Here is a 26,649-nt window from a genome sequence, read left to right as displayed (position 1 = left end):
AGGATCCTCGCTACCTGCCGGGGATCAGCCTGCGTAGCGCGTCGACGTGCTTGTCGATCACCGCGTCCATGGTGAAGTTCGCGTCGACCAGGTCCGCGCCCGCCCTGGCGATCGAACGTGCCTGGACCGGGTCGTTCAGCGCTTCCACCAGCCTTTCCGCCAGCGCCTCGGGATCCTGCGGCGGTACCAGGTGGACGTTCACCCTGTCGATCAGCTTGATATCCCCAAAGTTGTCCTCCCGCACCGCCGACACCACAGGCAGCCCGGCGGCCATGCATTCCAGGCTGGCGGTACCGAAACCGTAGCCGTGCAGGTCGTGGCACTCGATGTCGGCGGCGGCGAGGTAATGCGGGATGTCGGACCTCGGCACCGCACCCGTGACGATCAGCGCGTGCTCGACATCGAGTTCCCTGGCACGCCGCAGGAACGCGTCGTAGTACACGCCGCCGACGACCACCAGTCTGGTCTCAGGAAGCCGCGCCAGTACCGCGGGCATCGCTTCGATCAGGGTCATCCTGTCCCGCAGCGGGATCACGTGTCCTGTGGACAGGATCACCGGCGCGTCCCCGATACCGTGCCGCTGCCGCATCACGGCCCGGTCTCCGCCGCGCACCGCATCCGGATCGACCCCGATCGGGGTGTGCACCGTTCCCGAGATCCCGCCCCGGTACTTGGTGTGGATGTAGTCGCGCATCTGCTCGTCCATCACCACGAACGTCGGCACGTACCGACGCATGAACGGGGCGACGACCCAGCGGTCGAGCAATGAGAACACAACCTGGTAGAGCTTACTCGGGCTCTCTAGTCTCGTGTGGACGCTCAGCAGCACCGGTACACCGTTCCGTCTCGCCCACAGGCCGGTGGCCCAGGTGAGATCGAAGAACTGGCCGTGTTGGTGGATCACGTCGGGCCGGAAGCGGTCAAGCAGCTCCCGGATCCTGCGCGGCAGCGAGGGTCTGGCACAGAACGCGATGTCGAAGTTCACCGCCAGCCGGGTCTCGGGGAGTTTCACCGCGGGTAGACGCACCACCCGCACGCCGCCTGCGACCTCATCGACAGGCGCGTCCGCGTGCTCGGCTGTGATGACGAGCACCTCGTGTCCCCGCGCGGCATACCCCCGCGCCAGCGATTCCGACAAGTGCGCGCTGCCACCGACGCGTGGCGGGTAGAAGTTGTTGACCACCGCGATCCGCACTGCCGCCCTCCTATTCCTGCCGGTCGGGCGATGACGCGTAGTACACCGGGCGAACGTCCGCGCCGTCGATCTCCAGGTGCCCGATCGGCCGGGCGGGCACCCCGGCGACGATCGACCGGGCCGCGACGTCGCTGGTCACCACCGACCCCGCGACGATAGCCGCGGAATCGCCGACACTGACACCCGGCAGGATCGTCACGTTCGGCGCGATGAAAACATGATCGCCGATGGAGACAGGTTCGGTGTCCACAGTGTTGTACGCCCTGCCGGAAACGCAGCGCTTCATCGTGCTGTGGGTGTAGATCTGCGAACCGACACCGATGTCACATCCCGTGCCGATACGCAGCAACCCGCCACCACCGTCCAGCACGGTGAAAGCCCCGATCCAGGTACCTTCCCCGATCACCGGATCGCCGGTGATTCGAGCGTGCGTGTTGTACGGGTTCGGCGGGATCCCGTGCTCGCCATGAAACGCCGCGGCGAAATCCTCCCCTGTCATTCGCCGTCCCCCGCGCCGTCCCGCGCTTCCGAGGCGGTGGCCGCGACCAGGTCGGCCATCCCCTGCTCCACGGTGATCGTCGGCTCCCAGCCCAGCACGTTCCTGGCCCTGTCGATGTTCGCGGCCCTGCGGGCAACCAGCACATCCCTCGGGTTGAACTGTGGTTCGACGTCGGCGCCAACCGCGTCGATCAGCAACTTGGCCAGTGTCGAGATCGAGGTGTCGATACCGGTACCGATGTTGATCGGCATGTCGCAGCGTTCGCTCTCCAGCGCCGCCACCACCGCCCTGGCGATGTCGTGCACGTGCACGAAATCCATGGACTGCTCACCCTTGCCGTCGATGACAGGGGGTTGGCCCGCCCGCAACCGCTGCAGGAAGTGATTGATCACCGAGGTGTAGTACGCCTCGACTTTCTGGCCGGGGCCGTAGACGTTGAAGAACCGCAGCGCGTTCCAGGACAGTCCCTTGTGGCGCTGGTAGAAGCCGAGCAGGTCCTCACCGGCGCGCTTGCTGATGCAGTACGGCGTGAGCGGCTCGAGCTCGTCGTCCTCGTGCATCGGCAGCTTCTTCGGGTTGCCGTAGACCGAGGCCGTCGAGGCGAACACGAGCCGCCGCACGCCCTCGTCGGCCGCGGCGGCGAAGACGTTGTTGTTGCCGATCATGTTCAGGTAGATCGATTCGTGCGGGTCGGCGATCGACTTGTTGATCGACATCGTCGGGAAGTGGATCACGTGGGTGCAGCCAGCGATGTGCTCGCGAACCGGACCACCGTTGGTGACGTCCTTCTCGACCAGCTCGACCCTGCCGCCGGACTCGGCGATGAACCGCTCGGTGCGTTCCCGGTCGCCACGCCGCATGTTGTCGTAGATCCGCACCGCGTAGCCGCGTTCCAGCAGCAGCGGGATCGTGTGTGAGGCGATGAACCCCGCGCCGCCGGTGAAGAACACCCTCTTGGCCGTCATGCCAGTGCCTCTCCCTCTCGCTTTCCTCTGTCCCGCCGCGCGGGCATACTCGTTACGGCGAACCGGCGACCGCGCTGCGCACCTCGCCGATGACTCGGTCCACTTCAGCTCCGGTCAGGTTGGCGTGCATGGGAATTGCCAGCCGCGTGGCGAGCAGCCGCGCCGAGACCGGCAGGTGCCGGTCCGAGCCGTAAACCGGTTGCAGGTGGCAGGCATAGGTCCCGAAGCCGCAGCCGATGCCACGTTCCCGCAGCCTGGTGGCGATCCGGTCGCGCTCCTCACCACACGCCACGGTCAGGTGGTAGGCCTGCCACGCGTGCTCCCGGTCCGGCAGCTCCACGGCGGGTGTGACGCCCGGCAGGTCCGCGAAACCCTCGCGGTAGCGCTCGGCCACCGCGCGCCGCGAGGCAAGCAACCCGGGCAGCCGGTCGAGCTGGGCCGTCATGATCGCTGCCTGCACGTCCGAGAGCCGGTAGTTGTAGCCCGCTTCCTCACACCCCGGCACCGGGAGTCCCGTGGCGCTTTCCCGCTCGATCGCCGGGACGATGCCGTAGCTGTGTAGCCGCCGCGCACGCTCGATCAGCTCCTCGCGGTCGGACACCAACGCACCACCCTCACCGGCGGTAATGCCCTTGCGGCCGTGAAACGAGAAGGCCGCGAGATCGGCGAGACTGCCCGCAGGCCTGCCCCGGTAGGTGGCACCAGCCGCGCAGGCGGCGTCCTCGAACAACCACAGACCGTGCCGCCGCGCCACGGCGGCGAGCTCGTCGTAATCGGCGGGCTGGCCCGCCACGTCGACCGCGATGATGCCCACCGTGCGGGACGTCACCGCCGCCGCCACCGCATCCGGATCGACCGTGCCGGTGTCACCTCGCACGTCGACGAATACCGGCGTCGCGCCTGCGTGCACCACGGCGTGCGCGGTGGCGAGGAAGGTGTAATCGGCGACGATCACCTCGTCGGCCCGCGCCACGCCGAGCACCCGAAGGCCGAGGTGGAGAGCCGTGCCGCAGCTGCTGGTGGCCAACGCGTGCCGCACGCCGACGGCGCGCGCGAACCGCTCCTCGAACCGGCGGCAGGTAGGCCCGGACCCCGCCAGCCACCCCGAGCGGAAGACCTCGGCGACGGCAGCCAGCTCGGCTTCCCCGACGGTCGGGCTGCCGATCGGGATCGGCGCGTCCTCACCGCGGGCGGTCTCAACCGGGGGGGTCTCAACCGGCTCCGGGTACGAATCGGGCATAACCCTCCTGTCCCATCGCCCTCCGGTGCGAGCTCGCCCACAGCGTATGCCGCCCGCGGTCACCTCGGCTCCGCGGGTGTGTGGCGGCGGCCCGGTCGATACGCTCGCTGGCTGTGCGCACAGTGGTAGTGATCGGCGGCGGCATCCTCGGGCTCGCGGTGGCGCGCGAGCTGGCGCGACGCGGTACCGGTGTGACCGTCCTGGAGAAGGAGGGCCGCTGGGCGGCACACCAGACCGGGCGCAACTCCAACGTGGTGCACGCCGGGCTGTACTACAAACCAGGTTCGCTCAAGGCACGGCTGTGCGTGGCCGGGAACCGCTCCATGGTGGCCTATGCCCGCGAGCGTGAGCTTCCTGTCGACGTGTGCGGCAAGCTGGTGGTCGCCACCACCGAATCCGAGCTGCCCGCACTGCACGTGCTCGCCGAGCGGGCAGCCGCCAACGGGGTGCCCGCACGGCTGATCGGCCCGGAGCAGGCACGGGAGTACGAGCCCGAGGTGCGGTGCGTCCAGGCGCTACGGGTGGAGTCCACGGCTGTCATCGATTTCGGCGAGGTCTGCCGGGAGATGGCGACCGAGCTCACCGCGGCAGGAGCCGAGCTGCGGCTGTGCTCACCCGCGCTGGCCATCACGCGGCGCGGGCCGGACGGCATCGAGGTGGCGACCCCCTCGGGCACGGTGCGCGCGGACGGTCTGGTGAACTGCGCCGGGTTGCACGCCGATCGGGTTGCCCGGATGGCCGGGTTCACCCCTCGGGCGAGCATCGTGCCGTTCCGCGGCGAGTACTTCGAGCTCCGCCCGGAGCGCAGGGATCTGGTGCGTCGGCTGATCTACCCGGTTCCCGACCCGGCCCTGCCGTTTCTCGGGGTGCATCTGACACGGATGCTGGATGGGAGTGTGCATGCCGGGCCGAACGCGGTGCTCGCGCTGCACCGGGAGGGCTACCGGTGGCGCGACATCTCGGCCCGCGATCTCGCGGCTATCGCCCGCTTCCCGGGCCTGTGGCGGCTCGCCCGCCGGTACGCGCTGCCGACCGGGCTGGACGAGGTGCGGCGCTCGCTGTCGCGGCGCCGCTTCGCGGCCAGCCTGGCCCGCCTGGTACCAGCGATCGGTCCCCGCGACATCGTCCCGCTGGGAGCCGGCGTGCGCGCGCAGGCACTACTGCCGGACGGCTCGCTAGTCGACGACTTCCTCATCGAACAGGCACCCGGCCAGGTCCACCTGCTCAACGCCCCGTCCCCGGCCGCGACCAGCGCACTGGAGATCGCGCGGTACGTGGCCGACGCGCTGTGAGGGTGCGAGCCGAAGGGGTCCTCGAGTGCACATCGTGTACCGAAGGAGTCCTTCGGCTCGCACCCCGGCGGTCAGCGGATCGTGGCCTTCAAGGTGCCGGACAGCGCGGTCTTGCCTGCCGAGACCGACCACTCGCCCTTGGCCTTGGTCGGTGGGGCGGGCTTGAACGGCTTGCCGCGGAACTCACCTTCCAGCGAACCCAGCGGGGTGTGCAGCGTGATGCTGCCGCTCGCGAGCCCGTTTGGCCGCACGTGCCCGGAGAACGAGCCGCTCGCTGCACCGACGGACGTGGTGCCCGAGCAGCTCCCCGATACCTTGTTTGCCTTGGTGTTGATGGAATACGTGCACGTCAGCGACCCGTCCGTGCGGTCGAGCGGCACCGCCGACGCCGCTGCGGGCGCGACGGTTCCCATGGTGCCGAGCGCGAGTGCGCTCAGTATGGCTGTGGTGGCGCGCGTCAGTCGGTGCATCGCTACCCTCCGTCCGGCTAGAGGTACCAGCCTGTGATCCCCGTCACTCCAGGTTATGGCGATACAGCCCGATGCGAACCACACGTCACCTCATCGGGGCGGAACACCACGCCGCTGTGTGACAGCCCGGGTGCGAGCCGAAGGGCCCCTTCGGTACATATCCGGTACCCGAGGAGTCCTTCGGCTCGCACCCCCGGCGGTCAGCCGGCCGGTTCGAGCACCTCGCGGCCGCCGAGGTACGGGCGGAGCGCCTCGGGGACACGGACCGAGCCGTCCGGCTGCTGGTGGTTTTCCAGGATCGCGACGAGCCAGCGGGTGGTGGCCAGCGTGCCGTTCAGCGTGGCGGCGGGCTGGGGGCGGCCGTCGGCGTCGCGGTAGCGGGTGTTGAGCCTGCGGGCCTGGAAGGTCGTGCAGTTCGACGTGGAGGTCATCTCGCGGTACGTCTGCTGGCTCGGCAGCCACGCCTCGCAGTCGAACTTCCGGGAGGCCGAGGTGCCGAGGTCGCCTGCAGCCACGTCGATCACCCGGTACGGCAGTTCGACCTTGGCCAGCATCTCCTCCTCGGCGGCCAGCAACCGCTCGTGCTCGGACTCGGCGTCGTCGGGACGGCAGAAGACGAACATCTCCACCTTGTTGAACTGGTGAACCCGGATGATGCCGCGGGTGTCCTTCCCGTACGACCCCGCTTCCCTGCGGAAACAGGTCGACCAGCCAGCGTAACGGTACGGGCCGCCCGCGAGGTCGACGATCTCGTCGGAGTGATAGCCGGCCAGCGAGACCTCCGAGGTGCCCACCAGGTAGAGGTCGTCCTGCTCGAGGTGGTAGACCTCGCTGGCGTGCTCGCCGAGGAAGCCGGTGCCAGCCATGATCTCCGGGCGCACCAGCACTGGCGGGATCATCAGTTGGAAACCGTGCTCGGTCGCCTGCGCCACCGCGAGGTTCAGCAGCGCAAGCTCAAGCTGCGCGCCGACGCCGGTGAGGAAGTAGAAGCGAGCGCCGGACACCTTCGCGCCGCGCTCGGTGGACAACGCCCTCAGTCGCTCCCCGAGATCGAGATGGTCCGCGGGATCGCCGTCGAACGTGGGCGGGGTTCCCACGTGCTTGAGCACGACGTAGTCGTCCTCACCTCCCGCAGGGGTCTGCGGGTGCACCAGGTTCGGCAGTCCGGCCTGCAGCTCGCGGAACGCCTCCTCGGCTTCGACCTGCTCCGCCTCCGCCTCCTTGACCTGCGCGGCGAGGTCCTTACCCTGCGCAAGGAGGCTCTCGCGTTCCTCACCCGCGGCCTGCCCGATCCGCTTGCCGAGCTGTTTCTGCTCGGCACGCAGCGAGTCGGCGCGGGTGATCGCCGACCTCCGACGCTCGTCCAACTCGAGCAAGCGGTCGACGAGCCCGGTGTCCTCACCTCGGGCGCGCTGCGACGCGCGCACCGCCTCCGGGTCCTCGCGGAGTGTCCGTGGGTCGATCACAGGGTGCAGCGTATCCCGCCAGCAGCAGGAACGGCGCCCGGCCCCGGAGGGCGGGCGTGTGCCCGCCCTGGCCCACCTCAGCGAGGGACGAACCGCGCTACCTCCCGCGCCAACCGCTCCCCCGCGTCCTCCTGCAGGAAGTGCCCCGCTCCAGCGAGGGTGGGATGCTCCCTGCCCGCCGCCCCCGGCAACGACCGGCGCAGCACCGGCGCCATGGACTTGGTGATCGGATCGCCGTCGGAGAAGGCACACAACACCGGCCCCGACCAGCGGGAAAGCACTCGCCACGCGGCACGGTTGGCCGGGGTGGCCGGGTCGTCCGTGCTGACCGGAACGAGCTGCGGCATCGCGCGGGGCCCCGCCTTGTACCGCTCGTCAGGGAACGGCGCATCGTATGCCGCTCGCACCTCCTCCGGCAGCGTCGACAGGCAGCCCGCCTGCACGAACCTCCCGATGTCTAGCTCATCGACGGTCGCCACGGCCTCACGGAAGCACCACCATTCCTCAGGCATGTGCTGCTCGCCCGTCGGCAGGCCGGTGTTGGCCGCCACCAGCCGCGCGAACCGTTCGGGGTGCTCGGCGACCAGCCGCAACCCGATCAGCCCACCCCAGTCGTGCGCCACCAGCGTGACGTCCCGCAGGTCCAGCCGGTCGAAAGCCAGCGAGCGTACCCACTCCACGTGCCGCGCGTAGGTGTGGTCGGTGACCTCGGTCGGCTTGTCCGACCGACCGAAGCCCACCAGATCCACGGCGATCGCCCGTATCCCCGCGCCCGCCAGCACCGGCAGCACACTGCGGTAGAGGTACGACCAGGTGGGTTCGCCGTGCAGCAGCAGCACGACCGGACCGTCGGCCGGACCGTCGGCGACGTAGGCCATGCGCAGCGAACCGCCGTCGGCGTCGGCGACCTGAACGTAGCTCGGCTGGTAAGGAAAGCCGGGCAGCGCCGAAAAGCGGTCCTCCGGGGTTCTCAAAGATCGCATTGGTTCAGGCTAGTCGCACGCGCGACGACCATGTCACCGATCGCCCGTTGCGGGAACCGCCTGCTGTATCAGTGAGGCATGATGGGGGAGATGTGGCCCGAGACCGACCGGTTACGGATGCACAGCCGCCAGACATACGCGCGGCTGCTGCTCGTCGGCGCGGTTATCGGTGCCATGCTGGCGCTGACCTCGACGTTCGTGTTCAGCGCACCCTTCGAACCGGAAGCGAGCGCGCCCGGCAGCGCGCAACAAGGGCAGGGTGACGAGGACACCGATGAGGAGTCCCCACCGCTGGAAACCGCGTTCTCCGCGTCACAGGGCGATTGCGTGACGTGGTCAGAGGGTGACGTACGCGACATGCGCACGGTGCCGTGTGACGAGGAACATCTCTTCGAGGTCACCGCGGTGATCGATGTATCGACCGACTACCCCTCGGACGCTCCCCCACCGGACATGGACCAGTGGCAGGAGATCGTCGACGAGCGGTGCACCGAGCCTGCGGATGCCTACCTGGACAGCGGGCTCGACCCCCACGGGCGATTCAAGGTCAGCGCGATCTTCCCGAACGACACCGACTGGGAGGCCGGGCAGCGCCTGGTGCACTGCGGCCTGTGGTGGCTGGCGCCGGGCGGCGAGCCACAGCCGATGACCGCCTCGGTCGCCGGGCTGGACCAGTCGAATGTCTGGGATGTGGGAACCTGCCTCGGCCTGGAGGACAACACCGTGGGTGATCCCGTCGACTGTGCCGAGCCGCACTCCTACGAGATGATCGCGGTGGTCGATCTGGCCGAGGAGTTCGGCGAGGATTACCCGTCGGAGTCCGACCAGATGTCCTGGCTCGACACCGAATGCGCCGAACACGCCGACTCCTACACCGACGGCATGGATCTCGCGGACAACGACCTGATCGTCGCGTGGGACACTCGCGAGGAGGCCAGCTGGGAGGCCGGCTCCCGGTTGGTCAACTGCAAGGTCGGTAGGGTCCTTGAAGACGAGTCGGGATTGGCCCCGGTGACCGGCAGCGTCGCGGCGGATGCCGAGGACGGCCAGGACACGGAGGATTCCGGCGGTACCGACGACAGCGACGACACCGACAGCGAGTAAGCACCCCAACAGCCAGCGAACCACCGACGAATCAGCGACATCTATGCCGGTCGAGATGCCCCGCCAGCGCTTCGAGGATCTGGTTTCCGAAGCGCTCGATCAGGTCCCTGGCGAGTTCGCCGCCGCGATGGACAACGTGGTGGTGCTCGTGGAGGAACGCAACGAGGAAGAGCCGCACATCCTCGGGCTCTACCACGGTGTGGCGCTCACCGACCGGATGCACGACTACGGCGGGGTGCTCCCGGATCGGATCTCGATCTATCGTGAACCGATCCTGGCGATGTGCGACTCGGAGGACGAGGTCGTCAACGAGGTCGTCATTACCGTGGTGCACGAGATCGCACACCACTTCGGCATCGACGACGAGCGTCTCCACGAGCTCGGCTGGGGCTGATCGAACCAGGCCGATCGGGGCCGGACCGGCGTGACTCGTTCCCCCTTAGCGAGTACTAAGCGTTGCTACTTTCCGGCGGTGCACAATGACACCCCGTCGTGGAACCATGATGTAGCTAACAGGTAACCGGCCGATAGACAGCGGGCTCGACCTGAGACGACTCGGTGGCGAGGAGGAAACTCTGGCTCAGCAGGCTGACCAGAACGCGGTGCACAGCTCCAGCGAGAAGCGGCTGAACTGGCTCCTGTCCTCCAGCGCCCTCTCCCAGCTCGGCGATGGTATCGGCAAGGTCGCGTTCCCGCTGCTCGCGGCGACGCTGACCCGCGATCCCGTGCTCATCGCCGGCCTCGCGGCGACCCAGTTCCTCCCGTGGTTGCTGTTCGGCGTCCTCGCAGGCGCGTTCCTCGATCGGGTGGATCGCAAGCGCGCGATGATCATCGCCAACATCACCCGCGCGCTCGTAGTGGGCGGCACCGCCGGGCTGGTCTACGTCGACTCCATCTCCATCTGGGTGGTCTACGCCGCGGCGCTGCTGATCGGCACCGCGGAGACCGTCGCGGACACCGCGGGTAACGTGCTGATCCCTTCGGTGGTGCGCCGCGAGCGGTTGGAAAGCGCCAACAGCAAGCTCCAGTCGGTGGAGATCGTCGGCCAGACCTTCCTCGGCGGCCCGGTCGGGAGCTTGACGTTCGCGGTGTTCGCGGCGTTTCCCTTCCTGCTGAATTCGGTGGCTTACGCGGTCGCCGCGGTGTTGCTGCTCGGCCTGCTCGGCAGCTATCACCCTCGGCGGGCTCGGGCCGCCGCGGCCGGGGCGGACTCCGGCGACGGCGCCCCGTCCACGAGCCCCACAGCGACGGGCACGGGGCGTACCCACCTGCGTACCGAGCTGGTCGAGGGTATGCGCTGGCTGCGCCACAGCCCCGTCATGCTGCGGTTGGTGTTGGTGGCCACGGCGCTGAACCTGCTCGCCGAGCTCGCCCAGGCCCAGCTGGTGCTGTACGCGCTGGAGGACCTGGAGCTGAGCGAAGCGGCGTTCGGGATGTTCGCGTTCATCGGCGGCCTCGGCGGGTTGGCGGGCGCGGCAATGGCACCCCGGTTGATCGCCGCCTACCGGCGCATGCCGGTCCTGATTGGCGGGATCGTCTTCACCGGGATCGGGTTCACCGGCATGGGTTTCACCGGCAACCCGATCCTCGCGGCGATCCTGTTCGGGCTCTTCGCGGCGGCGGTGGTCACCGTCAACGTCATCCTGGCCACGCTACGGGCGTTGCTCGTGCCCGACGAGCTGCTCGGCAGGATCATCGGGGTATGGCGCACGCTGGTCTGGGGCTCGATCCCGGCTGGCGCGATGATCGGTGGCTTCCTGACCCGGATCCTGGACAGCCCCAGCATGACCTTCGCGGTTTCGGGCGGTTGCCAGGTGCTGCTCGCCGCGGCGGTACTGATCATGATGCGTCGCTACCGCACCGAGATCAACACCGCCGGATCCCGCGGCGCCGCCAGCTGAGTCCACCGACGTGTCCGGTGGACGGGTACCGCCTCGCCTCAGAGGTCGAATCCGTCCCAGGCGACGCACCGCCAGCCACCGCCGTCGAGGGTGGCGAGCTCGATCGTGCCGGTGTTGGCGATCAGCCCCGACAGCGGCGATGCCTGCGGCACGTTCTCGGCAAGCAACTCCACCCCCAGTCGCATGATGCCGCCGTGGCTGACCACCACGACGGTGCCATCGGGATGTTCCTGTTCGTGCTTGTTCCTGATCTGCGTGATCGCGGTGACGAACCGGTCACGCACCTCGAAGCCGCTCTCCCCGCCTGGCATGGCATACTGCAGCTCGCCCTGGATCCACTGGTAGAAGATCCGCGCGTAGGCCTCGATCCCTTCCCGGTCGGTGACATCCTCCAGCTCACCCACGAAGATCTCGTGCACCCCGTCGATGACCTGCAGGTCGAGCTCGTGCAGCGCGGCGACGGGTGCCGCGGTCTGCTGCGCGCGCGTGGCCAGCGAGCAGTACACCGCCTCCACCGGCTCGTCGCGGAGACGTTCGGCCAGCTCCTCAGCCTGCCGCTTCCCCAGGTCCGTCAACGGCGGACCCGGGACCTTCGTATTGATCGCTTTTCGTACATTGGCGGTGCTTTCGGCATGCCGGACGAGCTTCAACTTCACGTCAACAGTCCAATCCTCGGTGCGATGTCGCCGAGCTGCGAGCCAGTACCCCCGCCCGCTGTGCCGGGCCGTCCACCAACTCCACTCGGCAGTAACGTCGCCACCGCGACACCCGGTGTTTCAGCATGTGCACGGACAGTCCGGCAGCTGCTCGCGGCCGACCGGTAGCTGGCCAGCGCTGTGCCGCCCGGTTCGACGGTCCGGGCACTCAGGCGGTATCGCCTCGCCGCACCGACTCTACCCAGTCTGTGGCGTTGACGAAGTCCTCGTTACCTGCTGCGGGTTGGATGCTCGCGGGCACGCCGTCGGCGCGCGGGTGCGAGCCGAGGAATCGCACGGCACACCGCCTGCGCAGCGCCGCGAGCGCGTCGCCGATACGTGGCTCCGCGACGTGCCCCTCGAAGTCGATGAAGAACCGGTACTCGCCGAAACCACCCTTGATGGGGCGCGCGTCCAGCCGCGTCAGGTTGATCCCGCGGAAAGCCAGCTCGGTGAGCAGCTCGGAGAGCGCTCCCGTGCGGTTGGCCGCCGCGGCCACCACTGAGGTGCGGTCGCAGCCGGTTGGCTCCGGCAGCCTGCCGGGGCGCTGCAGCAGCAGGAAGCGGGTCCGCGCGTCCTCCACGTCGGCGACATCGGTCGCGATGGCGGCCAGGTCGTAGTGTTCGGCGGCGACCGGCGCGGCGACCGCCGCGTCGTACTCCCCGGACTGCACCGCCAGCGCGGCCGCGGCGGTGGAGGCCGTCGCGACCTGCCGCGCGGCAGGTAGGTTGGCCGAGAGCCAGCCCCGGACTTGCGCGAGGGCGTGGGGGTGGCTGGCCACGGTACGGACATCGGCGGCCGCCAGGTCGTGCCGCGCGAGCACCGTGAAATGGATCGGAAGCAGGGCTTCCGCGACGGCCACCAGCGGCTCGTCCTCGGCGAGCTCGTCGAGCGTGGCGGTGACCGGGCCCTCGACGGAGTTCTCGACAGGGACGCACGCCGCCGACGTCTCACCACCGCGTACCGCCGCCATGGCGCCCGCTATGGTCTCGTACGGCACGAGCTCGGCGGCTGCCTCGCCGCCCGACAGCGAGCGGGCCGCCTGCTCGGTAAAGGTCCCTTCCGGACCGAAGAACGCAATCCGGTGCACGCCAGCAGGTTACGCAATGGCGTGCGAGCACGGTAACGGGTCCCCGGATATAACCGGAATCGCTGCCCGGGAATCCCGACTCACCGGTGGCTGTGACACCGACAATGATCACTCTGAGTACAAATTCGTCGTCGAAATCACTCGGATGCCAGATGGGCGCGTCGGTTAACCCATGCCCGTTTTTTTGGCACCCTAAGGATGTGACCACCGATTCGGGTACCACCCGCAGTGGCTCGACGGCGCCAACCACGCAGCACATGCCGGAACTGGTGCTGTGTTCGGTGGATGATGCCCTCACCCAGGCGTGGCACAGCGTCGTGGAGTCCGCAGGCGACCGTATCCGCGTGCATCACGGTTCCGTGCTCGACGTGCACGCGAATGCCGTCGTCAGTCCCGCCAATTCCCACGGCTGGATGCGCGGCGGCATCGACAGCGTGTACGCCAGGGCCTTTCCCGGGGTCGAGCAACGTGTTCGCAGCGCCATCCTGAGCTATCACGGCGGTGAGCTGCCGGTCGGCAGGGCGGTCGCGGCTCGCACCGGTGAACCGATGCCGGAGTGGCTCATCAGCGCCCCCACCATGCGCGAGCCCGGTGAACACCTGCCAACCGACACCGTCCACCCGTACCTTGCCGCCCGGGCCGTGTTCGAGTTCTGGCGGGACAGCGAGGTGGAGCCGGGCGTGGCCGCCCGCGACGCGATTTCGGTGATCGCGATGCCGGGACTGGGTACCGGCGTGGGCGGGGTGGAACCGCTCAACTGCGCGCGACACGTCGCGGCGGCGTGGCACGACTGCTTCGGCGGTCGGGCTACCTAGAGCGTGCCGTGGGATCTCGAGCCGATCCCACCGCGGGAAGCGCACCGTACGATACAACCGATGACCTCCTCCGATCGATCGGCGCGCGACGCCAGAGCGGAACGGGTGGAGCGGCAGCTGACCGTGCCCGTGGTGCTGGCCGCGGTGGTATCGGTGCCCGCGGTGTTCCTGGCGATGGGCGAGGGCACCGCGGCCCAGGTCGGCACCGTCCTCAACTGGGCGTCGATGATCGTACTCGTCGGCGAGTCGGTCATCCTGCTGCTGCTCAGCGGCGACATCCTCGCGTGGATCCGGACGCACAAGCTGATGCTGACGGTGGCGTGCTTGACGGTGCCTGCTGTCGTGTTCGCGATCGGGCCGGTGCAGATACTGCGGCTCGTACTGAGCATCGGGGCGTTGCGCATCCTGCGGGTGGGACGGATCCTGCGTGCCGGGCGGGTCCTGCGGGAGAAGACCCAGCTCAACAGCTGGCACGGCAGGCTCGTGCTCGGCGGTGCCACCGTGCTCGCGGCGGTGTTCGTCGCGATCGTACTGGCGGATCCCACCTCGGGCAGCAGGCAGATCGTGGAGTGGCTCATCACGCACCTCGGCGTCGTCACCACCACCGTGCTGGCGGTGTTCGCGGCAGCGATACTGGCGGCCGCGACGGTGCTCGTGCTGCGGTACCGTCGCCTTCCTGGCCTCCCGCAGCGAGTCAGCAGGCTGCTCGGTCGCCAGCGGTAAGCCAGGACAGCGCACACCGCCCACGTCGGCCGATCGTGCGTCCGGCGTGACCGTGGTCACCAGTGGCCCGGCACGGACTGGCACCCGATCGGCGGGCGACGGAAACTGGACATGTCGACCGTGACTTCACCGGGCTCTCACCGATCGCTCGGCGAACAACGTCGTGGATTAGGTCACAGCCCATGCCCACAGGCAGCCGCTTACTGTTTACATCGTGTTTCGTGGCTGTTGCCCGTCCTGACCCTGGGACCTGAGGAGTCGAGGAATGGCGAAGGTCCGGGAGCTCACCCCGTACGTCGAGCTCGCGCGCGAGCAGTGGCGGGAGTTACGCCGCTCCACCCCGCTGCCGTTGACCGCCGAGGAGCTGGTGCGGCTGCGAGGGCTCGGTGAGCAGATCGACCTCGCCGAAGTGGCCGACGTGTACCTCCCACTGTCCCGGCTCATCAACCTGCAGGTCGCCGCAAGGCAGCAACTCTACGAGGTCACCACGACGTTCCTCGGCGAGGACACCCGCGGCACCAAGGTGCCGTTCGTGATCGGCATCGCGGGCAGCGTCGCTGTCGGCAAGTCGACAACGGCCCGCATCCTGCGCACTCTGCTGGCGCGATGGCCGGACCACCCGAGCGTGGACCTGGTGACCACGGACGGCTTCCTGTACCCGAGGGACGAGTTGATCCGGCGCGGCATCATGCACCGCAAGGGCTTCCCGGAAAGCTACGATCGCCGGGCGCTGCTGCGGTTCATCATGGACGTCAAGTCCGGGGCGAGCGAGGTATCCGCTCCGGTCTACTCCCACAAGCTCTATGACCGGGTCGAGGACGAGGAGCACGTGGTCCGCCAGCCGGACATCCTGATCCTGGAAGGGCTGAATGTGCTACAGCCCCATCCCCGGCTAGCGGTGTCGGACCTGTTCGACTTCTCCATCTACGTCGACGCCAACACCGAGGACATCAAACGCTGGTACATCGAGCGGTTCCTGACGCTGCGCGACACCGCCTTCGCCGACCCGGAGTCGCACTTCCACCACCTCTCCGGGCTCAGCGACGAGGACGCCAGGGCAGAGGCGCACCACCTGTGGACGACCATCAACGAGCCCAACCTCGAAGAGAACATCCTGCCAACGCGCCCGCGCGCCACGCTGGTGCTGCGTAAGGATGCCGATCACACCATCAACCGGGTACGGCTCCGCAAACTGTGACGCATCCGGGCGGCATGCGACCTACAGTGGGGTGGATGGCTTCCGGTTGCCGTGCCGTGGGGGCACCATGAAAACCGTGCTTACCGTGGTCGTCGCAGGCGTGCTCGTGTTCGGTGTCGTCGTCGGAGCCGGTTACGTGTTCCAGCGCAGCTTGATCTACCTCCCGACGGGAGGACCGTTGCCCGCCGCATCCGCCGAGCTGCCCGGTGGCCAGGACGTCACCCTGCGGACCGGGGACGGGCTGGCGCTGCAAGCCTGGTTCTTCCCCGCGGAGGGGCGGAACGAGCACCGTGCCGAGGATCCGGCTGTGCTGGTGGCTCCCGGCAACGGCGGCAACCGCGCGATGCGTATTCCGCTCGCGGCCGAGCTCACCGAGCGCGGGATGTCCGTGCTGCTGCTCGACTACCGCGGTTACGGCGACAACGAAGGCAGCCCGACCGAGGAAGGGCTGGCCAAGGACGTTCGGGCGGCGCGCTCGTTCCTCATCGAGGAAGCGGGGGTGGACCCGCAACGGCTGCTGTACTACGGGGAGAGTCTCGGCTGCGGGGTGGTCAGCGAGCTGGCCACCGAGCACCCGCCTGCAGGCATGCTGCTGCGATCGCCGTTCACCGAGCTGGCGGACACCGCCGCGCATCACTACCCGTTCCTACCCGTACGCACCTTGCTCAAGGAGCGCTACCCGGTGGCGGAGAACGTGCGCGCGCTGGACGGCGTGCCGGTGCGGGTCGTGTACGGCGACGCCGACTCGATCGTTCCTCCGGAACAGAGCCGCGCCGTGGCCGAAGCGGCAGGGTCCGAGCCGCTGGTAGTGCCGGGCGCCGACCACAACGATCAGGCACTGCTGGACGGCCCGCGGCTGGTGGCCTCGGTCGAGGAGCTCGCGGAAGGCACCGCGGCACCCTGATACGATTTGCCCCGATATCATCGGATTGTCTGTTTTATGTCGGTGACATTAGTCTATCCGGTGGATACAATTGGGTAACTACCATCCGGTTGGCCGATAGCCATGGGAACTCTGTGGGGTCAGCCTTGGGTTGACATGCTTCCCGGCGACAGGGAGTTGAACGGATGTTCACCACCATCGTCACGTGGGTGGGGGCAGCACTCGGCATCATCATTCTCCTGGCCATGGCGATCGGCGCGGTCGCCATCGACTTCGATGCTCTTCGTAAGCCCAAGCCACGGCTACGCCGACGCCGCAAGAACTCCTCGGCCCCCACCGCGTGAGCTGACCGGACTCGTCAGGACAGCCCTCGTTCCCGCCGGTGAAGCGGTAGCCTGCTACCGGTAGTGATCGGGTTACCACGGGGACTGGAGGGGAGATGTCCGACTTCACCGTCGATATCGTCGGGCTCGAAGGGCTGCGCAACAACCTCGACCGCACTGTCGAGAACATCGACTCCGCCAGCAAGCGGCTGGCTGATGCGGGTAGCGACACTATCGGCACCGACCGGCTGGACAAGGCCTGCGGCGACTTCCGATCCGACTGGAAAGACGGGCTTGACCTGCTGCGCGAAGCCGTCGAAGAGGTCGGTGGGGCGCTGGACGCCGCCATCACCACCTATGCCGAGCTGGAAAGCAGCATCGAGGACAACCTGCGGCAGATGGCAGCGGCGATGGACAGCGAAAGCACGGAGGCGCAGCAAGCGTAATGGGGGAGCAGAATTTTCCCGCGCTCGGCTTCGACCCAGCGCGCGGCAATGTCGGCGAAGTTCGGGCCATCGCCGGGCAGATGGCCGACACCAGCACCTACGCTAGCGAGGCCCACACCGTGTTGACCTCGGTGGGCGCCACCGACGCCGCATGGACCGGCGACGCCGCGACAGCGTTCTCGGACAAGCTCGGCGACCTACCCGACTACCTCGACGCAGCGCACCAGTCGCTGCAACAGGCCAACCGGGCGTTGAACACCTGGGCCGACCGACTGGAGTCGCACCAGAACCGTGCCCGCGAGCTGGAACGGCAGGCGCGTGCCGCGCTGAACGACTACGAGCAGAAACAGGCCACCGCCGAGACGGCACGCAACGTATCGATGCAACACCCAATGGACGCGGAAGCCTGGGAGCAGGCCCAAACGGCCGCACGCGCGGCAGGTGCGGCATGGGATTCCTATATCGACATCCAGCGACAGGCCGAGAACCTCCGCGACACCTGGGAAGACGACGCCCGCATCTGCGCCGAAGCACTCGACGAAGCCCGCCAATACGCCCCCGATCAGAGCATGTGGGACAAGCTCACCGACGCCCTCGGCGCGGCCAAGGACTGGGTGGTCGACAACTTGGACACCATCGCTGACGCCTTGGGCATCATCTCCGCCATCGCCGGCGCACTCGCATTGATCCCCGTACTCACACCGCTTGCCGGGCCCCTCGCCCTAGTCACCGGCGCAGCGGCACTGGGACTGCGTGCCGCCGACATGGCCGCCAACGACCGCTGGGACGAACCCGGCGCCTGGGTCGGACTCGGCACTGACACTTTGGGAGCCCTACCCCTGGCAGGGCCGGCATTCCGGGCAGGTGGCGCGGCCGTAGGCAGCCTTCGCTCCGTTGATGGTCTGACACCTGCCGTTCAAGCTGGCGGGGAAGTGTTCCGGAAAGGTTTTGGTACAGCCGCCGCAAAAGCTGGTGACCCCTCTGCACTTTTCAAAGCGTTCGGAGAAAGAACGTCTCAACTAGCTGGCGGAAACCCAGATCTCATAGCAAGAGCTGCAGATGGCGGCGCAACGACACTGAACCTGGGCCTGAACGCTCTCGACACGACTGCCGGAGACTACACGGGGCCTGGTCTGGCTGCGTTCAACAGTGTGGGCAACTGGAGTGAGACCGCTGAGGGTGCTTCCGATCTCGGGCGGTCTGTATCCCAGTTCGCGAGTGCGGTAGGGCGGTACTGATGGACGAGGAGAGAACGTCGAATTACTCGAATCTTCCGCTCACGTTCAAGCTTCAGTCCGGCTTCTTGCCGATCAACTTCTCACTCGACACCGAAACTCGAGCCAATCAGTTGATCGATGCTCTGAGAACCACTGTACCGAACCTCACCAACGAAGAGGTACTCCATGTGGTTATGGTTAACCAGTACATGGTTGAGCATATTATTTCCGAAGGAATCATATTTGCGGCGAACTTTGTCGGACGGTCACGCCAAGATTTCACATCGGCAACAACTGCACAATTCACAGTGAGCACGCGCGAAGCCCATCTGCGCTCTACTCGACCCCTCGATACGGTCGCCGCAGAGATGCGCAAACACTCGAGCAAGCCGGTTCTCGACTTCGTTGATCTACCGATCGGACAATGCCTAACGGTCGTCAGCGAGAACACTTACACGATGCCAAGGCGAATAACCGGACAACAAGAACCAACTACTCGTACGACGCGCCAGATTCAAGTTACGATACCAATACTCGGACACGACAAGATAGCTGTATTCACGCTGAGCACAGAGTTCTTACGAGATTGGCAGGATTACGTCGATATGATGGCCGAGATCTGCTCGACAATTGCATGGCAAGACCATTCCAGCGGAACCATTGGCTCAATACTAGACGGCTTGAATTGACGCTGAATATTATAGCAACCCACTGGGATTCATTATGGACCTTATTGGAACAGTACTGACAATAGCATTTATTGTCTTCGCAGCACTGGTCGTAGTGGTGTTGATCCTTGGGACGCTACGGCAACGTCGCGTCCCAATGGAGAGTCGCAAAGATAACGTACTCGAGAAATTGCGATCTAACGAAACACCGACAGGGCAGACGCAGATCCAGACCCGCCACATGCCCGGCATCTCCGACGATATGGTCAAGGAGATTGCGGCTGCAGCTGGTTATGAGTGGCGCGGGCGTGCCGCATCACGCCATGACATCCTCCAGTTCCAGCGCACGCTGACCCCTAGCACCAGCACGATCCCTGAGCCGCCTGAGCATGACACCGCCATGGAGTCCTACCTGGCCAGCGTCCTACCGACCCTGCATGCTGATGCGCGAGGCTTTGCCTACGTCGACATGACGCGGTACCAGGGAAGGCGGCCGAGCCAGGATGTCTGGAACACGTTGCAGGCCCACGGCTGGCAGCTCGACAGTTTCGACTTCCGCGAAAGCATGAAGGGCCGCGATCGCCGATTCTACTGGCAGCTGCGCCGTTCCGGATCGACAACGGCATCGGCGCCCGATTTCGTGAAAGGCCCTGGCATCGAGGAACTCAGCCAGTACCCGGAAGCTCAGTACGCCGCGGCTGAAGCCCAGCACCGCTTCGGCGTCAACCCGCTCTCGGCCGAAGCCGCCAACGACGCCCGCCAGCAGCACAGCAAGCTCTACAGCCGGATGGTCCGTTCATCCCTGCTCGGCACCGCGCTGCTTGTCCCCTTGATCGTCCTGCTCACCCAGTTCTCCGAGGTATTCACCGACCCGGCGAGTGTTTCCACCGGTGTACTGGCCACCATGGGAACCCTCACCCTCGCCGTCGCCCTCCTCGCCTGGCGCACCACCCATCTCGAAGTCACCCGGCGCAGGCGCACCCGCGACTACACCCGGGCATACGAGTACGTCGTCTCCGAGACTTTCGCCGCGAGGGGCCTTCGCGACGAGCGTTCGGGTGAGCAACCCGGCGACCGGTAAGCCCCGCCTGGGCGGACCGCTGGTCGCCCACCCGGCCAGGTGCCGGGACTACGATCGGTCTCGATCCCCAGGCGACGAGCGAGGAGAAGCACGGTGCCGGACAACGACTCCTTCCCCGTTCCCGGCGGGGCTTCGCCCGATGAGCTGCGCGCGAACCCGACCGTGGCCGAACGCGCCGCGATGCTGCGGCGCACCCTGGGTTACGACCCGCTGGATGACGAGGTGATCGAGCGCGCCGCGCGCCGCAGCTCGCACTGGTCGAGGGTGATCAGCAGGCAGGTGGCGGTCGCGGCACTGTCCGGTGCCGTGACCGTGCTCCTTGTGACGCACCATCTCGTGGGGGTGACCGGCCAGCGCCCGATCGACGGGGAGGATTTCGAGTTGTTTCTCGTCCTGACCGTCGTGCTGTCGCTGTTGTGCTCGCTGTCCATCGCCAAGATCGTTATTGTCGCGCGGCGGCGCGACGCCGAGCTCGGTGACTTCATCGCCGCGCACCGCGAGCTCGACGAACTGTACCGTCGCGAGAACGGTTAGCCGATCAGGTGGGAGGCCCGGCCTGCTGCCCGCCGGACGCACCGTCCGCGTCCCCAGCTGGTTCCGCGAGGCGCTTACGGTTCGACCGGCGCCGCAGGAACACCGGCAGCGCTACCCCTGCCGCCCCCAGCATCCCGAGACCCGCTGCCGTCGCCGAGCCCAGCATCAACCCCTCGGTGGTGTACACCGACGCTTTCGGGCCGACGGCAAACTCGGCATCACTGTCCGACCAGCACTCCACTGTGTACTCACCGACCGGGACCTCACCGCTGGTCCGCATGATCACCTGCCACAGCTGCCCGTCGGCGGTCATCGTCTCAGTGGATGTGACCGGCTCCAGCGGTACGCGCGCGTCCTCCTCGTCGTGCGCCTCGCACCCGCCCTGCAGGAACTGGCGGTCGGTGTAGACCGTCATGCCCTCGCGCTCGAGCTCGACCGATTCGGTGGCACCGGAATCGACCTCGCCTGCCACGGTCGGCTGCGTCACATAGGCCCACCCGCCGAGGACCGCGGCGCCCGCGAGGAACACCGCGAGGATCCCCGCGGCCAGCACATACCAGCGGCGCCGCGGCCGCACCTCGCGCGTCGCAGGCGGCTGCTGGTCAGGGGCAGCGGAGGTACTCATATCCCGAGGCTATCGAGCAGCACTCCCGGTGACCACGCGCCGGTACCCCGAAGCGGCGCGGCCGTGCGGGTCGCGCGAGCCCGGGTCGATCGAGTAGACAGAACTCGACGGACCGGAAGGAGTGACAGCCAGCGATGACCGAATCACCGGGAACCACGGCTCGGGAGCTGCTCGACGAGGCGCGGCAGGAGCTCGCCGATACCGACGCCGCCATCCGTGCCCACCCCTTCCTCGACAGACTCCGGCGCGGTGAGGTATCCACCGAGCTGCTGCGCGCGCTCGCGGGCGAGCAGCACGTGATCATTTCCAGCGACCGCAGGAGCTTCTCGCAGCTCGCCACCCGCTTCTCCTCGGGCCTCGGCGGTGACTTCTTCCTCGGCATGGCCGAAGGTGAAGGCATCGCACTCGGCAAACTCGGCACCTTCGCCGACTGGCTGGGTATGTCCAGCGACGACTTCCGTCAGTACGAACCGCGACCGGGAGCGCACGCCTATCCCGCATACGTCGCGTGGCTCGCGCTCAACGGCTCCCGTACCGACGTGGCGCTCGCCTTCCTGGTCAACCTCGCGGCGTGGGGAAGCAACTGCGGCCGGGTCGCTGCCGCGCTCCGAGAGGTCTACGCCGCTCCGGAGCAGGCGGTTGCCTTCTTCGAGTTCTTCGCCAGCCCACCCCCGGATTTCGAGTCCCAGGCTCTGGCAGTGATCGACGAAGGGCTCGCCACCGGTGACTCACCGTTGCGGGCGCGCCGGGCCGCGCGCCTGTTGCAGGCCTACGAGCTGATGTTCTGGGATGCTTTCGAGGAGCCGAACAGCACGATACGAAAGGGGGAAGGGTGATGGATTCGCAACCGACAGCCAAGCTGAGTGACCAGCTCCGCGTCGACGCAGCCGAGATCTGGGAGGCCCAGCACAATCACCCGTTCGTGCGGGGAATCGGGGACGGGACGCTCGACAAGGAGCTCTTCCGGTTCTGGATCCGGCAGGACTACCTGTTCCTCATCGAGTACTCGCGCCTGCTGGCGATAGCCACCGCGCGCGCACCGGACTTGGAGACGATGGCGCAGTTCGCGAACCTGGTGCACGAGACGCTGCACCAGGAGATGTCGCTGCATCGTTCGTACTGCGCCGACCTCGGCATCGAACCCGCCGACTTGGAGCGCGAGCGGATGGCGCCCACCACCCGCGGCTACACGGACTTCATGCTGCGCACCGCTACCATCGGCGACTTCGGTGAGCTGCTGGCCGCGCTGCTGCCGTGCATGTGGGGCTTCAGCGAGATCGGCAGGGCGCTCGCGGAGCGGGGCCTGCCCGCCGACGAAGGCTACGCACGCTGGATCGACATGTACGCCTCCGACGAGTTCACCGAGTTCGTCGAGTGGCTGCGCGCGCTCACCGACCGGGTCGGCGACGAGCTGCCGGATTCCGGTAAGGAACGTATGCGCGAGGTGTTCCGCACCAGCAGCACCTACGAGCTGGCCTTCTGGGAGATGGCGTGGACACGTGAGGACTGGCCACGGCTCGGCCGGTGACGGGAAACGCGATGAGCCCACGCCCGTACATCCTGCTATCGGTTGCCGCCTCATTGGACGGCTACATCGACGACACCACGACCGAGCGCCTCATCTTGTCCAATGAGGAGGATCTCGACCGAGTCGACGAGGTCCGTGCCGGGGTGGACGCGATCCTGGTGGGTGCGGGAACCGTACGGACGGACAACCCGCGCCTGCTGGTGCGCTCGCCGCAACGCAGACAACAGCGGGTCGAGGAGGGCAAGCCGGAACAGCCGACCAAGGTGACACTTACTGCCAGCGCCGACCTCGATCCCGGCGCGCGGTTCTTCACCGCAGGCGGTAGCGACAAGATCGTGTACGCGACGTCGGCGGCGGCGCCCCGGCTCGACGCGAACCTCGCCGGGGCCGCCACCGTCGTCAATACCGGCGCGGGCCTCGACCTCGACCAGGTACTGGCCGACCTGGCCAGCCGCGGGATCGGGCGGCTGATGGTCGAGGGAGGCGCGCACGTGCATGCCCGATTCCTCGGCGGCGGGCACGCCGACGAACTACAGCTCGCCTACGCACCGGTGTTCGTCGGTGACAGCGATGCCCCGCGGCTCACCTCCGCGGGCCCGCTCCGACGACGCCTGCAGCTGGCCGAGAGCCGGGTGATGGGCGACGTCGTGCTGCTGCGCTACCTGATGGCCCCGGCCGAGGACTGAGATCCCGGCGAACCGCACCCCACCTTGCTCGACGCGACAACGGTCGCGAAACACTCAGGCAATGACGAAGCAGAAGTGCCTGGCGCGGTAACGTTATGGCAATGTCAGGTCGAATAGCCTGGTGGAGACCTGTTACCGACCGTTCGCGTACGTTCGCCGACCGTGAGCCGCACCCGCGGCGCTCGCCTGGCGCGGTGCATGCCGCCTTGGGGGACAATCGAGGTGTGCGTACCTGCACGACCGGTGACACCATCCCCACAGAGCCCGTGAACGCACGATCGGCGAAGGCGTGGGACAAGCCATGAGCACAGCGCTGGAACAGGCTCTGGACTGGTCTGACGCTGCCACGATCGGGTACCCGGCGCTGTTCGGTGGCGTCCTGATCGGCTCGATCACACCTGTACTCCCCACCGGCGCCATCGTGAGCGCGGCCGCCGCGGTGGCGATGACCACCAGCGAACTCTCCATGCCCGCGGTGCTCGTGCTGGCCGTGCTGGCCGCGTCCATCGGGGACGTCGTCACCTACTCCATCGGGCGCATCGGCAGCGGTGTCGCGCTGCGCTGGCTGACGAAGACCCAGCCAAGCGAGCGGCTTGAAGCGGGCCGGGAACAGTTCCGCAGGCGCGGCTGGCAGATCATCATCGTCGGCAGGTTGATCCCCGCGGGCCGCATACCGGTGCTGCTCGCCGCTGCCGCGCTGTCCTACCCCTGGCAGCGGCTGGTACCGGTGACCCTCGCCGCAGCCGGTGTGTGGGCCATCGCCTACTCCTTCCTCGGCATCGTCAGCGGCGGCATCTTCGAGACCCCGCTGCCCGCGATCTTGCTCGCCGTGGCGCTGGTTTTCCTCGTCACCGCGCTGACGAACCTCGTGAGCAGGCATCGCAACCGGCTGGCGGCCAGTACCGGCAACGCGGGGAGCTCCGCATGACCAGGAGCGGGCGCTCGGGTCGGCTGGTGCGTGGAGGCCGCACCGTCGCCCGCGCGCTGCTGGTCTGGCTCGCTGTCACGGGTGCGCTGTACGTGTTGCAGGCGCTACTGCCCGGCTTCGCGATGACCCAGTGGTGGCAACCCACGGTGTGCGCGCTCCTGCTCGGCGTGCTGATCGCCGGTGTGTGGCCCGTGGTGATGCGGCTGGCGCTGCCCCTGGTTTTCTACACGCTCGGGCTGGCCAGTTTCCTGATGCTCGGCGCGGGGACCCTGGTGATCTTCTACGCGGTGCCCGGGGTGGAGATCGCCGACCTGCGCAGCGCCGTGATCGTGGTGGTGGCCATGTCGGCCGTGGCGGGCGGCATCAGCAGCCTGCTGGCGATCGACGAGGACGAGATCTTCTTCCGCCGCGCCGCACGCCGCAGCAGGCGAGCTGAAACGCACACCGGAACCAAACCACCCGGCGTGCTGTTCCTGCAGGTCGACGGGCTCGGGTACGAGGTAATGCAGCGAGCCGTCCGGGACGGGAACATGCCCACGCTCGCCGCCATGCTGGAAAGCGGCACCCACCGGTTGACGTCCTGGCACACCGACTGGAGCGCGCAGACCGGAGCCAGCATGTGCGGCATCCTGCACGGCTCCAACCACGACATCCCCGGTTACCGCTGGTACGAGAAGGACGCCGGGCGGGTGATGGCCTGCTCCAGCCCGCGCGACGCGGCCGAGATCGAGCGCAGGCATGCCGACGGGCGCGGGCTGCTGGCCGGTGGCGGGGCGAGTAGGGGCAACCTGTTCACCGGCGATGCCTCCCACGCCAGCCTCACCATGAGTTCCGTGGCGCTGCTGCTACCGAAAGGGCTGCGCCGCGTCGGCGGGAACCGCACCGGCGCCGGTTACTACACCTACTTCGCCAACCCAGTCAACGCCCTGCGCACCATCGGCTCCGCGATCGTCGACATCGTGCGGGAAGTGCTGGCGGCGGCGAGCCAGCGGCGAGCCGACGTCCGGCCCCGCGTCGACCGGGGCGGCCTGTACCCGTTCAAACGGGTCGGCACCACGGTGATCTCGCGCGATGTCGTGGTGTTCGCGATCCTGGAGGACATGCTGGCAGGCAGGCCGGTTGTCTACGCCGACTTCGTCGGCTACGACGAGGTCGCCCACCACTCCGGTATCGAGCGCTACGACACCCTAGCGACCCTCCGCTCCATCGACCAGCAGATCGGCAGGCTACGCCGCGCCTGCCAGCTCGCGCCACGCGAGTACCACATCGTGCTGCTGTCCGATCACGGGCAGACCCAGGGATGGGCGTTCACCGACCGTTTCGGGGAGTCTATCGAGGAACTGGTCGCGCGCCTGTGCAACAGCCCACCACCCGCACCTGGCCATGAGCACGACTCACGTGATAGGGCAGAAGGGTGGCAGCTAGACGCCGCTGTCGCGGAAGCAGCGTCACACACCGGATTCATGGCACGCCGCTTGCGTTCCAGGGTGGCGCGGCTGGAGTCCTCTTGGGAGCACCCACCCGAAGAACGCCTGGACTCCGATGTGCTCAGTCTGGTCTCAGGTCATATGGCGCTGGTGTACTTTACCCGCCATGAAGGCAGGGTTGACCTCGAAACGATCGAGCGGACCTACCCGCGCCTACTTCCGTCTCTTGTGGAGCATACTGGTGTTGGCTTCCTGCTGGTACACAGCGAGGAGTACGGACCTGTGGTACTGGCCCAAGATGGCGTTCATCGGCTTCAGGACGCGACCGTCGTAGGCTCCGACCCGCTCGCCGACTACGGACCGCACGCCGCGGAACTGGTGCGCCGGATGGACACTTTCCCCCACTGTCCGGACATTGTGATCAACAGTTGCTACAACCCACAGACCGATAACGCGTCCGCGTTCGAGCCGCACGTCGGTTCGCACGGGGGGCTCGGCGGGCAACAGAGCCACGGATTTCTGCTCTATCCGTCGGGATTCAGCGAACCAGGCGAGCGCGTCGGGGCGGAATCCCTCTACACACTATTCCGCCACTGGCTCGGCGAGCTCGGGCACCCGGAACCGGCCACAGCCGGACATGACAGCGTCTCCCGAGCTTCCCGTTAGG

General features: G+C 67.5%; 29 protein-coding genes. 19 read left to right on the top strand and 10 right to left on the bottom strand.

Features of this window, described 5'->3' with window-relative positions; genetic code table 11:
• Positions 1-10 precede the first annotated feature (10 nt).
• From F8178_RS07760 to F8178_RS07745, 4 genes are read right to left on the bottom strand one after another with little or no spacing between them, the layout of a single operon-like run.
• Positions 11-1,195, bottom strand: coding sequence for a glycosyltransferase family 4 protein (locus F8178_RS07760; protein ID WP_317494006.1), 1,185 nt, complete (start codon positions 1,193-1,195; stop codon positions 11-13).
• A 10-nt stretch (positions 1,196-1,205) separates the two neighbouring features.
• Positions 1,206-1,694 (bottom strand): acyltransferase, encoded by a 489-nt coding sequence (locus F8178_RS07755; protein WP_317494005.1) that lies wholly within the window; start codon positions 1,692-1,694, stop codon positions 1,206-1,208.
• Positions 1,691-2,659 carry an NAD-dependent epimerase/dehydratase family protein gene (locus F8178_RS07750; RefSeq protein WP_317494004.1) on the bottom strand — a complete coding sequence of 323 codons (969 nt, stop codon included), beginning with the start codon at positions 2,657-2,659 and terminating at the stop codon, positions 1,691-1,693. Before F8178_RS07750 ends, F8178_RS07755 begins: the two co-directional genes overlap by 4 nt.
• A 52-nt stretch (positions 2,660-2,711) precedes the next feature.
• Positions 2,712-3,830, bottom strand: a complete 1,119-nt coding sequence (locus tag F8178_RS07745; RefSeq protein WP_396345192.1) for a DegT/DnrJ/EryC1/StrS family aminotransferase — start codon at positions 3,828-3,830, stop codon at positions 2,712-2,714.
• Between the two features lie 182 nt (positions 3,831-4,012).
• Here F8178_RS07745 and lhgO point away from each other — a divergent pair, with 182 nt between their 5' ends.
• The gene (lhgO, locus tag F8178_RS07740; RefSeq protein ID WP_317494002.1) at positions 4,013-5,191 is read left to right on the top strand and encodes an L-2-hydroxyglutarate oxidase; all 1,179 of its coding nucleotides are present in this window, start codon (positions 4,013-4,015) and stop codon (positions 5,189-5,191) included.
• A 71-nt stretch (positions 5,192-5,262) separates the two neighbouring features.
• On the opposite strand, the gene F8178_RS07735 is transcribed toward lhgO, so the two are convergent.
• The 3 genes from F8178_RS07735 to F8178_RS07725 all read right to left on the bottom strand — a co-directional run bounded on the left by F8178_RS07735 (position 5,263) and on the right by F8178_RS07725 (position 8,110).
• On the bottom strand, positions 5,263-5,661 hold the full coding sequence (locus F8178_RS07735) for a hypothetical protein (protein WP_317494001.1): 399 nt from the start codon (positions 5,659-5,661) through the stop codon (positions 5,263-5,265).
• 200 nt (positions 5,662-5,861) lie between these two features.
• Positions 5,862-7,127: a serine--tRNA ligase gene (serS, locus tag F8178_RS07730; RefSeq protein ID WP_317494000.1), complete on the bottom strand. Its 1,266-nt coding sequence runs from the start codon at positions 7,125-7,127 to the stop codon at positions 5,862-5,864.
• A 77-nt stretch (positions 7,128-7,204) separates the two neighbouring features.
• Positions 7,205-8,110 (bottom strand): haloalkane dehalogenase, encoded by a 906-nt coding sequence (locus F8178_RS07725; protein WP_317493999.1) that lies wholly within the window; start codon positions 8,108-8,110, stop codon positions 7,205-7,207.
• Between the two features lie 78 nt (positions 8,111-8,188).
• On the opposite strand from F8178_RS07725, the gene F8178_RS07720 reads away from it, so the two are divergent.
• From F8178_RS07720 to F8178_RS07710, 3 genes are all read left to right on the top strand, one after another.
• Complete coding sequence (locus F8178_RS07720; protein WP_317493998.1) at positions 8,189-9,214, top strand: septum formation family protein; 1,026 nt, start codon at positions 8,189-8,191, stop codon at positions 9,212-9,214.
• Between the two features lie 43 nt (positions 9,215-9,257).
• Complete coding sequence (locus F8178_RS07715; protein ID WP_317493997.1) at positions 9,258-9,608, top strand: metallopeptidase family protein; 351 nt, start codon at positions 9,258-9,260, stop codon at positions 9,606-9,608.
• Positions 9,609-9,816: 208 nt separating this feature from the next.
• Positions 9,817-11,115 (top strand): MFS transporter, encoded by a 1,299-nt coding sequence (locus F8178_RS07710; RefSeq protein ID WP_317493996.1) that lies wholly within the window; start codon positions 9,817-9,819, stop codon positions 11,113-11,115.
• Positions 11,116-11,153: 38 nt separating this feature from the next.
• Here F8178_RS07710 and F8178_RS07705 read toward each other — a convergent pair whose 3' ends face one another.
• On the bottom strand, positions 11,154-11,771 hold the full coding sequence (locus F8178_RS07705) for a histidine phosphatase family protein (RefSeq protein WP_317493995.1): 618 nt from the start codon (positions 11,769-11,771) through the stop codon (positions 11,154-11,156).
• A gap of 208 nt (positions 11,772-11,979) precedes the next feature.
• Positions 11,980-12,900, bottom strand: coding sequence for a prephenate dehydratase (gene pheA / locus F8178_RS07700; RefSeq protein ID WP_317493994.1), 921 nt, complete (start codon positions 12,898-12,900; stop codon positions 11,980-11,982).
• A gap of 200 nt (positions 12,901-13,100) precedes the next feature.
• On the opposite strand from pheA, the gene F8178_RS07695 reads away from it, so the two are divergent.
• The 10 genes from F8178_RS07695 (at position 13,101) to F8178_RS07650 (ending at position 20,788) form a co-directional block, all read left to right on the top strand.
• Positions 13,101-13,715 carry a macro domain-containing protein gene (locus tag F8178_RS07695; RefSeq protein WP_317493993.1) on the top strand — a complete coding sequence of 205 codons (615 nt, stop codon included), beginning with the start codon at positions 13,101-13,103 and terminating at the stop codon, positions 13,713-13,715.
• 60 nt (positions 13,716-13,775) lie between these two features.
• A complete protein-coding gene (locus F8178_RS07690) occupies positions 13,776-14,438 on the top strand; it encodes a hypothetical protein (RefSeq protein WP_317493992.1) in 663 nt (220 codons plus the stop codon).
• Positions 14,439-14,703: 265 nt separating this feature from the next.
• A complete protein-coding gene (gene coaA, locus F8178_RS07685) occupies positions 14,704-15,636 on the top strand; it encodes a type I pantothenate kinase (protein ID WP_317493991.1) in 933 nt (310 codons plus the stop codon).
• A gap of 67 nt (positions 15,637-15,703) precedes the next feature.
• Positions 15,704-16,540, top strand: a complete 837-nt coding sequence (locus F8178_RS07680; protein WP_317493990.1) for an alpha/beta hydrolase — start codon at positions 15,704-15,706, stop codon at positions 16,538-16,540.
• Between the two features lie 164 nt (positions 16,541-16,704).
• Positions 16,705-16,863 (top strand): hypothetical protein, encoded by a 159-nt coding sequence (locus F8178_RS07675; protein WP_317493989.1) that lies wholly within the window; start codon positions 16,705-16,707, stop codon positions 16,861-16,863.
• A gap of 95 nt (positions 16,864-16,958) precedes the next feature.
• Entirely contained in the window at positions 16,959-17,288 is a 330-nt protein-coding gene (locus tag F8178_RS07670) for a hypothetical protein (protein WP_317493988.1), read from the top strand.
• On the top strand, positions 17,288-18,526 hold the full coding sequence (locus tag F8178_RS07665; protein ID WP_317493987.1) for a putative T7SS-secreted protein: 1,239 nt from the start codon (positions 17,288-17,290) through the stop codon (positions 18,524-18,526). The genes F8178_RS07670 and F8178_RS07665 overlap by 1 nt, the downstream gene beginning before the upstream one ends.
• A complete protein-coding gene (locus F8178_RS07660) occupies positions 18,526-19,194 on the top strand; it encodes a hypothetical protein (protein WP_317493986.1) in 669 nt (222 codons plus the stop codon). Before F8178_RS07665 ends, F8178_RS07660 begins: the two co-directional genes overlap by 1 nt.
• 136 nt (positions 19,195-19,330) lie before the next feature.
• Positions 19,331-20,254 (top strand): hypothetical protein, encoded by a 924-nt coding sequence (locus F8178_RS07655; protein WP_317493985.1) that lies wholly within the window; start codon positions 19,331-19,333, stop codon positions 20,252-20,254.
• A gap of 93 nt (positions 20,255-20,347) precedes the next feature.
• A complete protein-coding gene (locus F8178_RS07650) occupies positions 20,348-20,788 on the top strand; it encodes a hypothetical protein (RefSeq protein WP_317493984.1) in 441 nt (146 codons plus the stop codon).
• Positions 20,789-20,792: 4 nt separating this feature from the next.
• On the opposite strand, the gene F8178_RS07645 is transcribed toward F8178_RS07650, so the two are convergent.
• Positions 20,793-21,413, bottom strand: coding sequence for a hypothetical protein (locus tag F8178_RS07645; protein WP_317493983.1), 621 nt, complete (start codon positions 21,411-21,413; stop codon positions 20,793-20,795).
• 134 nt (positions 21,414-21,547) lie between these two features.
• On the opposite strand from F8178_RS07645, the gene F8178_RS07640 reads away from it, so the two are divergent.
• The 5 genes from F8178_RS07640 to F8178_RS07620 all read left to right on the top strand — a co-directional run bounded on the left by F8178_RS07640 (position 21,548) and on the right by F8178_RS07620 (position 26,648).
• A complete protein-coding gene (locus tag F8178_RS07640) occupies positions 21,548-22,249 on the top strand; it encodes a transcriptional regulator (protein ID WP_317493982.1) in 702 nt (233 codons plus the stop codon).
• Positions 22,249-22,941 (top strand): thiaminase II, encoded by a 693-nt coding sequence (gene tenA / locus F8178_RS07635; protein ID WP_317493981.1) that lies wholly within the window; start codon positions 22,249-22,251, stop codon positions 22,939-22,941. Before F8178_RS07640 ends, tenA begins: the two co-directional genes overlap by 1 nt.
• Before the next feature lie 11 nt (positions 22,942-22,952).
• Complete coding sequence (locus F8178_RS07630; RefSeq protein WP_317493980.1) at positions 22,953-23,627, top strand: dihydrofolate reductase family protein; 675 nt, start codon at positions 22,953-22,955, stop codon at positions 23,625-23,627.
• Between the two features lie 301 nt (positions 23,628-23,928).
• On the top strand, positions 23,929-24,555 hold the full coding sequence (locus tag F8178_RS07625; protein ID WP_317493979.1) for a VTT domain-containing protein: 627 nt from the start codon (positions 23,929-23,931) through the stop codon (positions 24,553-24,555).
• A complete protein-coding gene (locus tag F8178_RS07620) occupies positions 24,552-26,648 on the top strand; it encodes a phage holin family protein (protein ID WP_317493978.1) in 2,097 nt (698 codons plus the stop codon). Before F8178_RS07625 ends, F8178_RS07620 begins: the two co-directional genes overlap by 4 nt.
• Position 26,649 lies beyond the last annotated feature (1 nt).

This window comes from Haloechinothrix sp. LS1_15, from assembly GCF_033042135.1.
In the GTDB taxonomy this organism is placed as follows: Bacteria; Actinomycetota; Actinomycetes; order Mycobacteriales; family Pseudonocardiaceae; genus Haloechinothrix.
The sequence above is the reverse complement of the archived record's forward strand: the minus strand, read 5'-3'. Positions and strand labels throughout refer to the sequence as shown.

What these genes read in the sequence shown, in the direction of transcription:
- F8178_RS07645 (WP_317493983.1), bottom strand. Translation starts at nt 21,413, where the DNA reads ATGAGTACCTCCGCTGCCCCTGACCAGCAGCCGCCTGCGACGCGCGAG.
- F8178_RS07715 (WP_317493997.1), top strand. Translation starts at nt 9,258, where the DNA reads ATGCCGGTCGAGATGCCCCGCCAGCGCTTCGAGGATCTGGTTTCCGAA.
- F8178_RS07675 (WP_317493989.1), top strand. Translation starts at nt 16,705, where the DNA reads ATGTTCACCACCATCGTCACGTGGGTGGGGGCAGCACTCGGCATCATC.
- F8178_RS07655 (WP_317493985.1), top strand. Translation starts at nt 19,331, where the DNA reads ATGGAGAGTCGCAAAGATAACGTACTCGAGAAATTGCGATCTAACGAA.
- tenA (WP_317493981.1), top strand. Translation starts at nt 22,249, where the DNA reads ATGGATTCGCAACCGACAGCCAAGCTGAGTGACCAGCTCCGCGTCGAC.
- F8178_RS07680 (WP_317493990.1), top strand. Translation starts at nt 15,704, where the DNA reads ATGAAAACCGTGCTTACCGTGGTCGTCGCAGGCGTGCTCGTGTTCGGT.
- F8178_RS07640 (WP_317493982.1), top strand. Translation starts at nt 21,548, where the DNA reads ATGACCGAATCACCGGGAACCACGGCTCGGGAGCTGCTCGACGAGGCG.
- coaA (WP_317493991.1), top strand. Translation starts at nt 14,704, where the DNA reads ATGGCGAAGGTCCGGGAGCTCACCCCGTACGTCGAGCTCGCGCGCGAG.
- F8178_RS07620 (WP_317493978.1), top strand. Translation starts at nt 24,552, where the DNA reads ATGACCAGGAGCGGGCGCTCGGGTCGGCTGGTGCGTGGAGGCCGCACC.
- F8178_RS07625 (WP_317493979.1), top strand. Translation starts at nt 23,929, where the DNA reads ATGAGCACAGCGCTGGAACAGGCTCTGGACTGGTCTGACGCTGCCACG.
- F8178_RS07755 (WP_317494005.1), bottom strand. Translation starts at nt 1,694, where the DNA reads ATGACAGGGGAGGATTTCGCCGCGGCGTTTCATGGCGAGCACGGGATC.
- F8178_RS07670 (WP_317493988.1), top strand. Translation starts at nt 16,959, where the DNA reads ATGTCCGACTTCACCGTCGATATCGTCGGGCTCGAAGGGCTGCGCAAC.
- F8178_RS07750 (WP_317494004.1), bottom strand. Translation starts at nt 2,659, where the DNA reads ATGACGGCCAAGAGGGTGTTCTTCACCGGCGGCGCGGGGTTCATCGCC.
- F8178_RS07630 (WP_317493980.1), top strand. Translation starts at nt 22,953, where the DNA reads ATGAGCCCACGCCCGTACATCCTGCTATCGGTTGCCGCCTCATTGGAC.
- F8178_RS07735 (WP_317494001.1), bottom strand. Translation starts at nt 5,661, where the DNA reads ATGCACCGACTGACGCGCGCCACCACAGCCATACTGAGCGCACTCGCG.
- F8178_RS07660 (WP_317493986.1), top strand. Translation starts at nt 18,526, where the DNA reads ATGGACGAGGAGAGAACGTCGAATTACTCGAATCTTCCGCTCACGTTC.
- F8178_RS07720 (WP_317493998.1), top strand. Translation starts at nt 8,189, where the DNA reads ATGATGGGGGAGATGTGGCCCGAGACCGACCGGTTACGGATGCACAGC.
- F8178_RS07725 (WP_317493999.1), bottom strand. Translation starts at nt 8,110, where the DNA reads ATGCGATCTTTGAGAACCCCGGAGGACCGCTTTTCGGCGCTGCCCGGC.
- F8178_RS07665 (WP_317493987.1), top strand. Translation starts at nt 17,288, where the DNA reads ATGGGGGAGCAGAATTTTCCCGCGCTCGGCTTCGACCCAGCGCGCGGC.
- F8178_RS07690 (WP_317493992.1), top strand. Translation starts at nt 13,776, where the DNA reads ATGACCTCCTCCGATCGATCGGCGCGCGACGCCAGAGCGGAACGGGTG.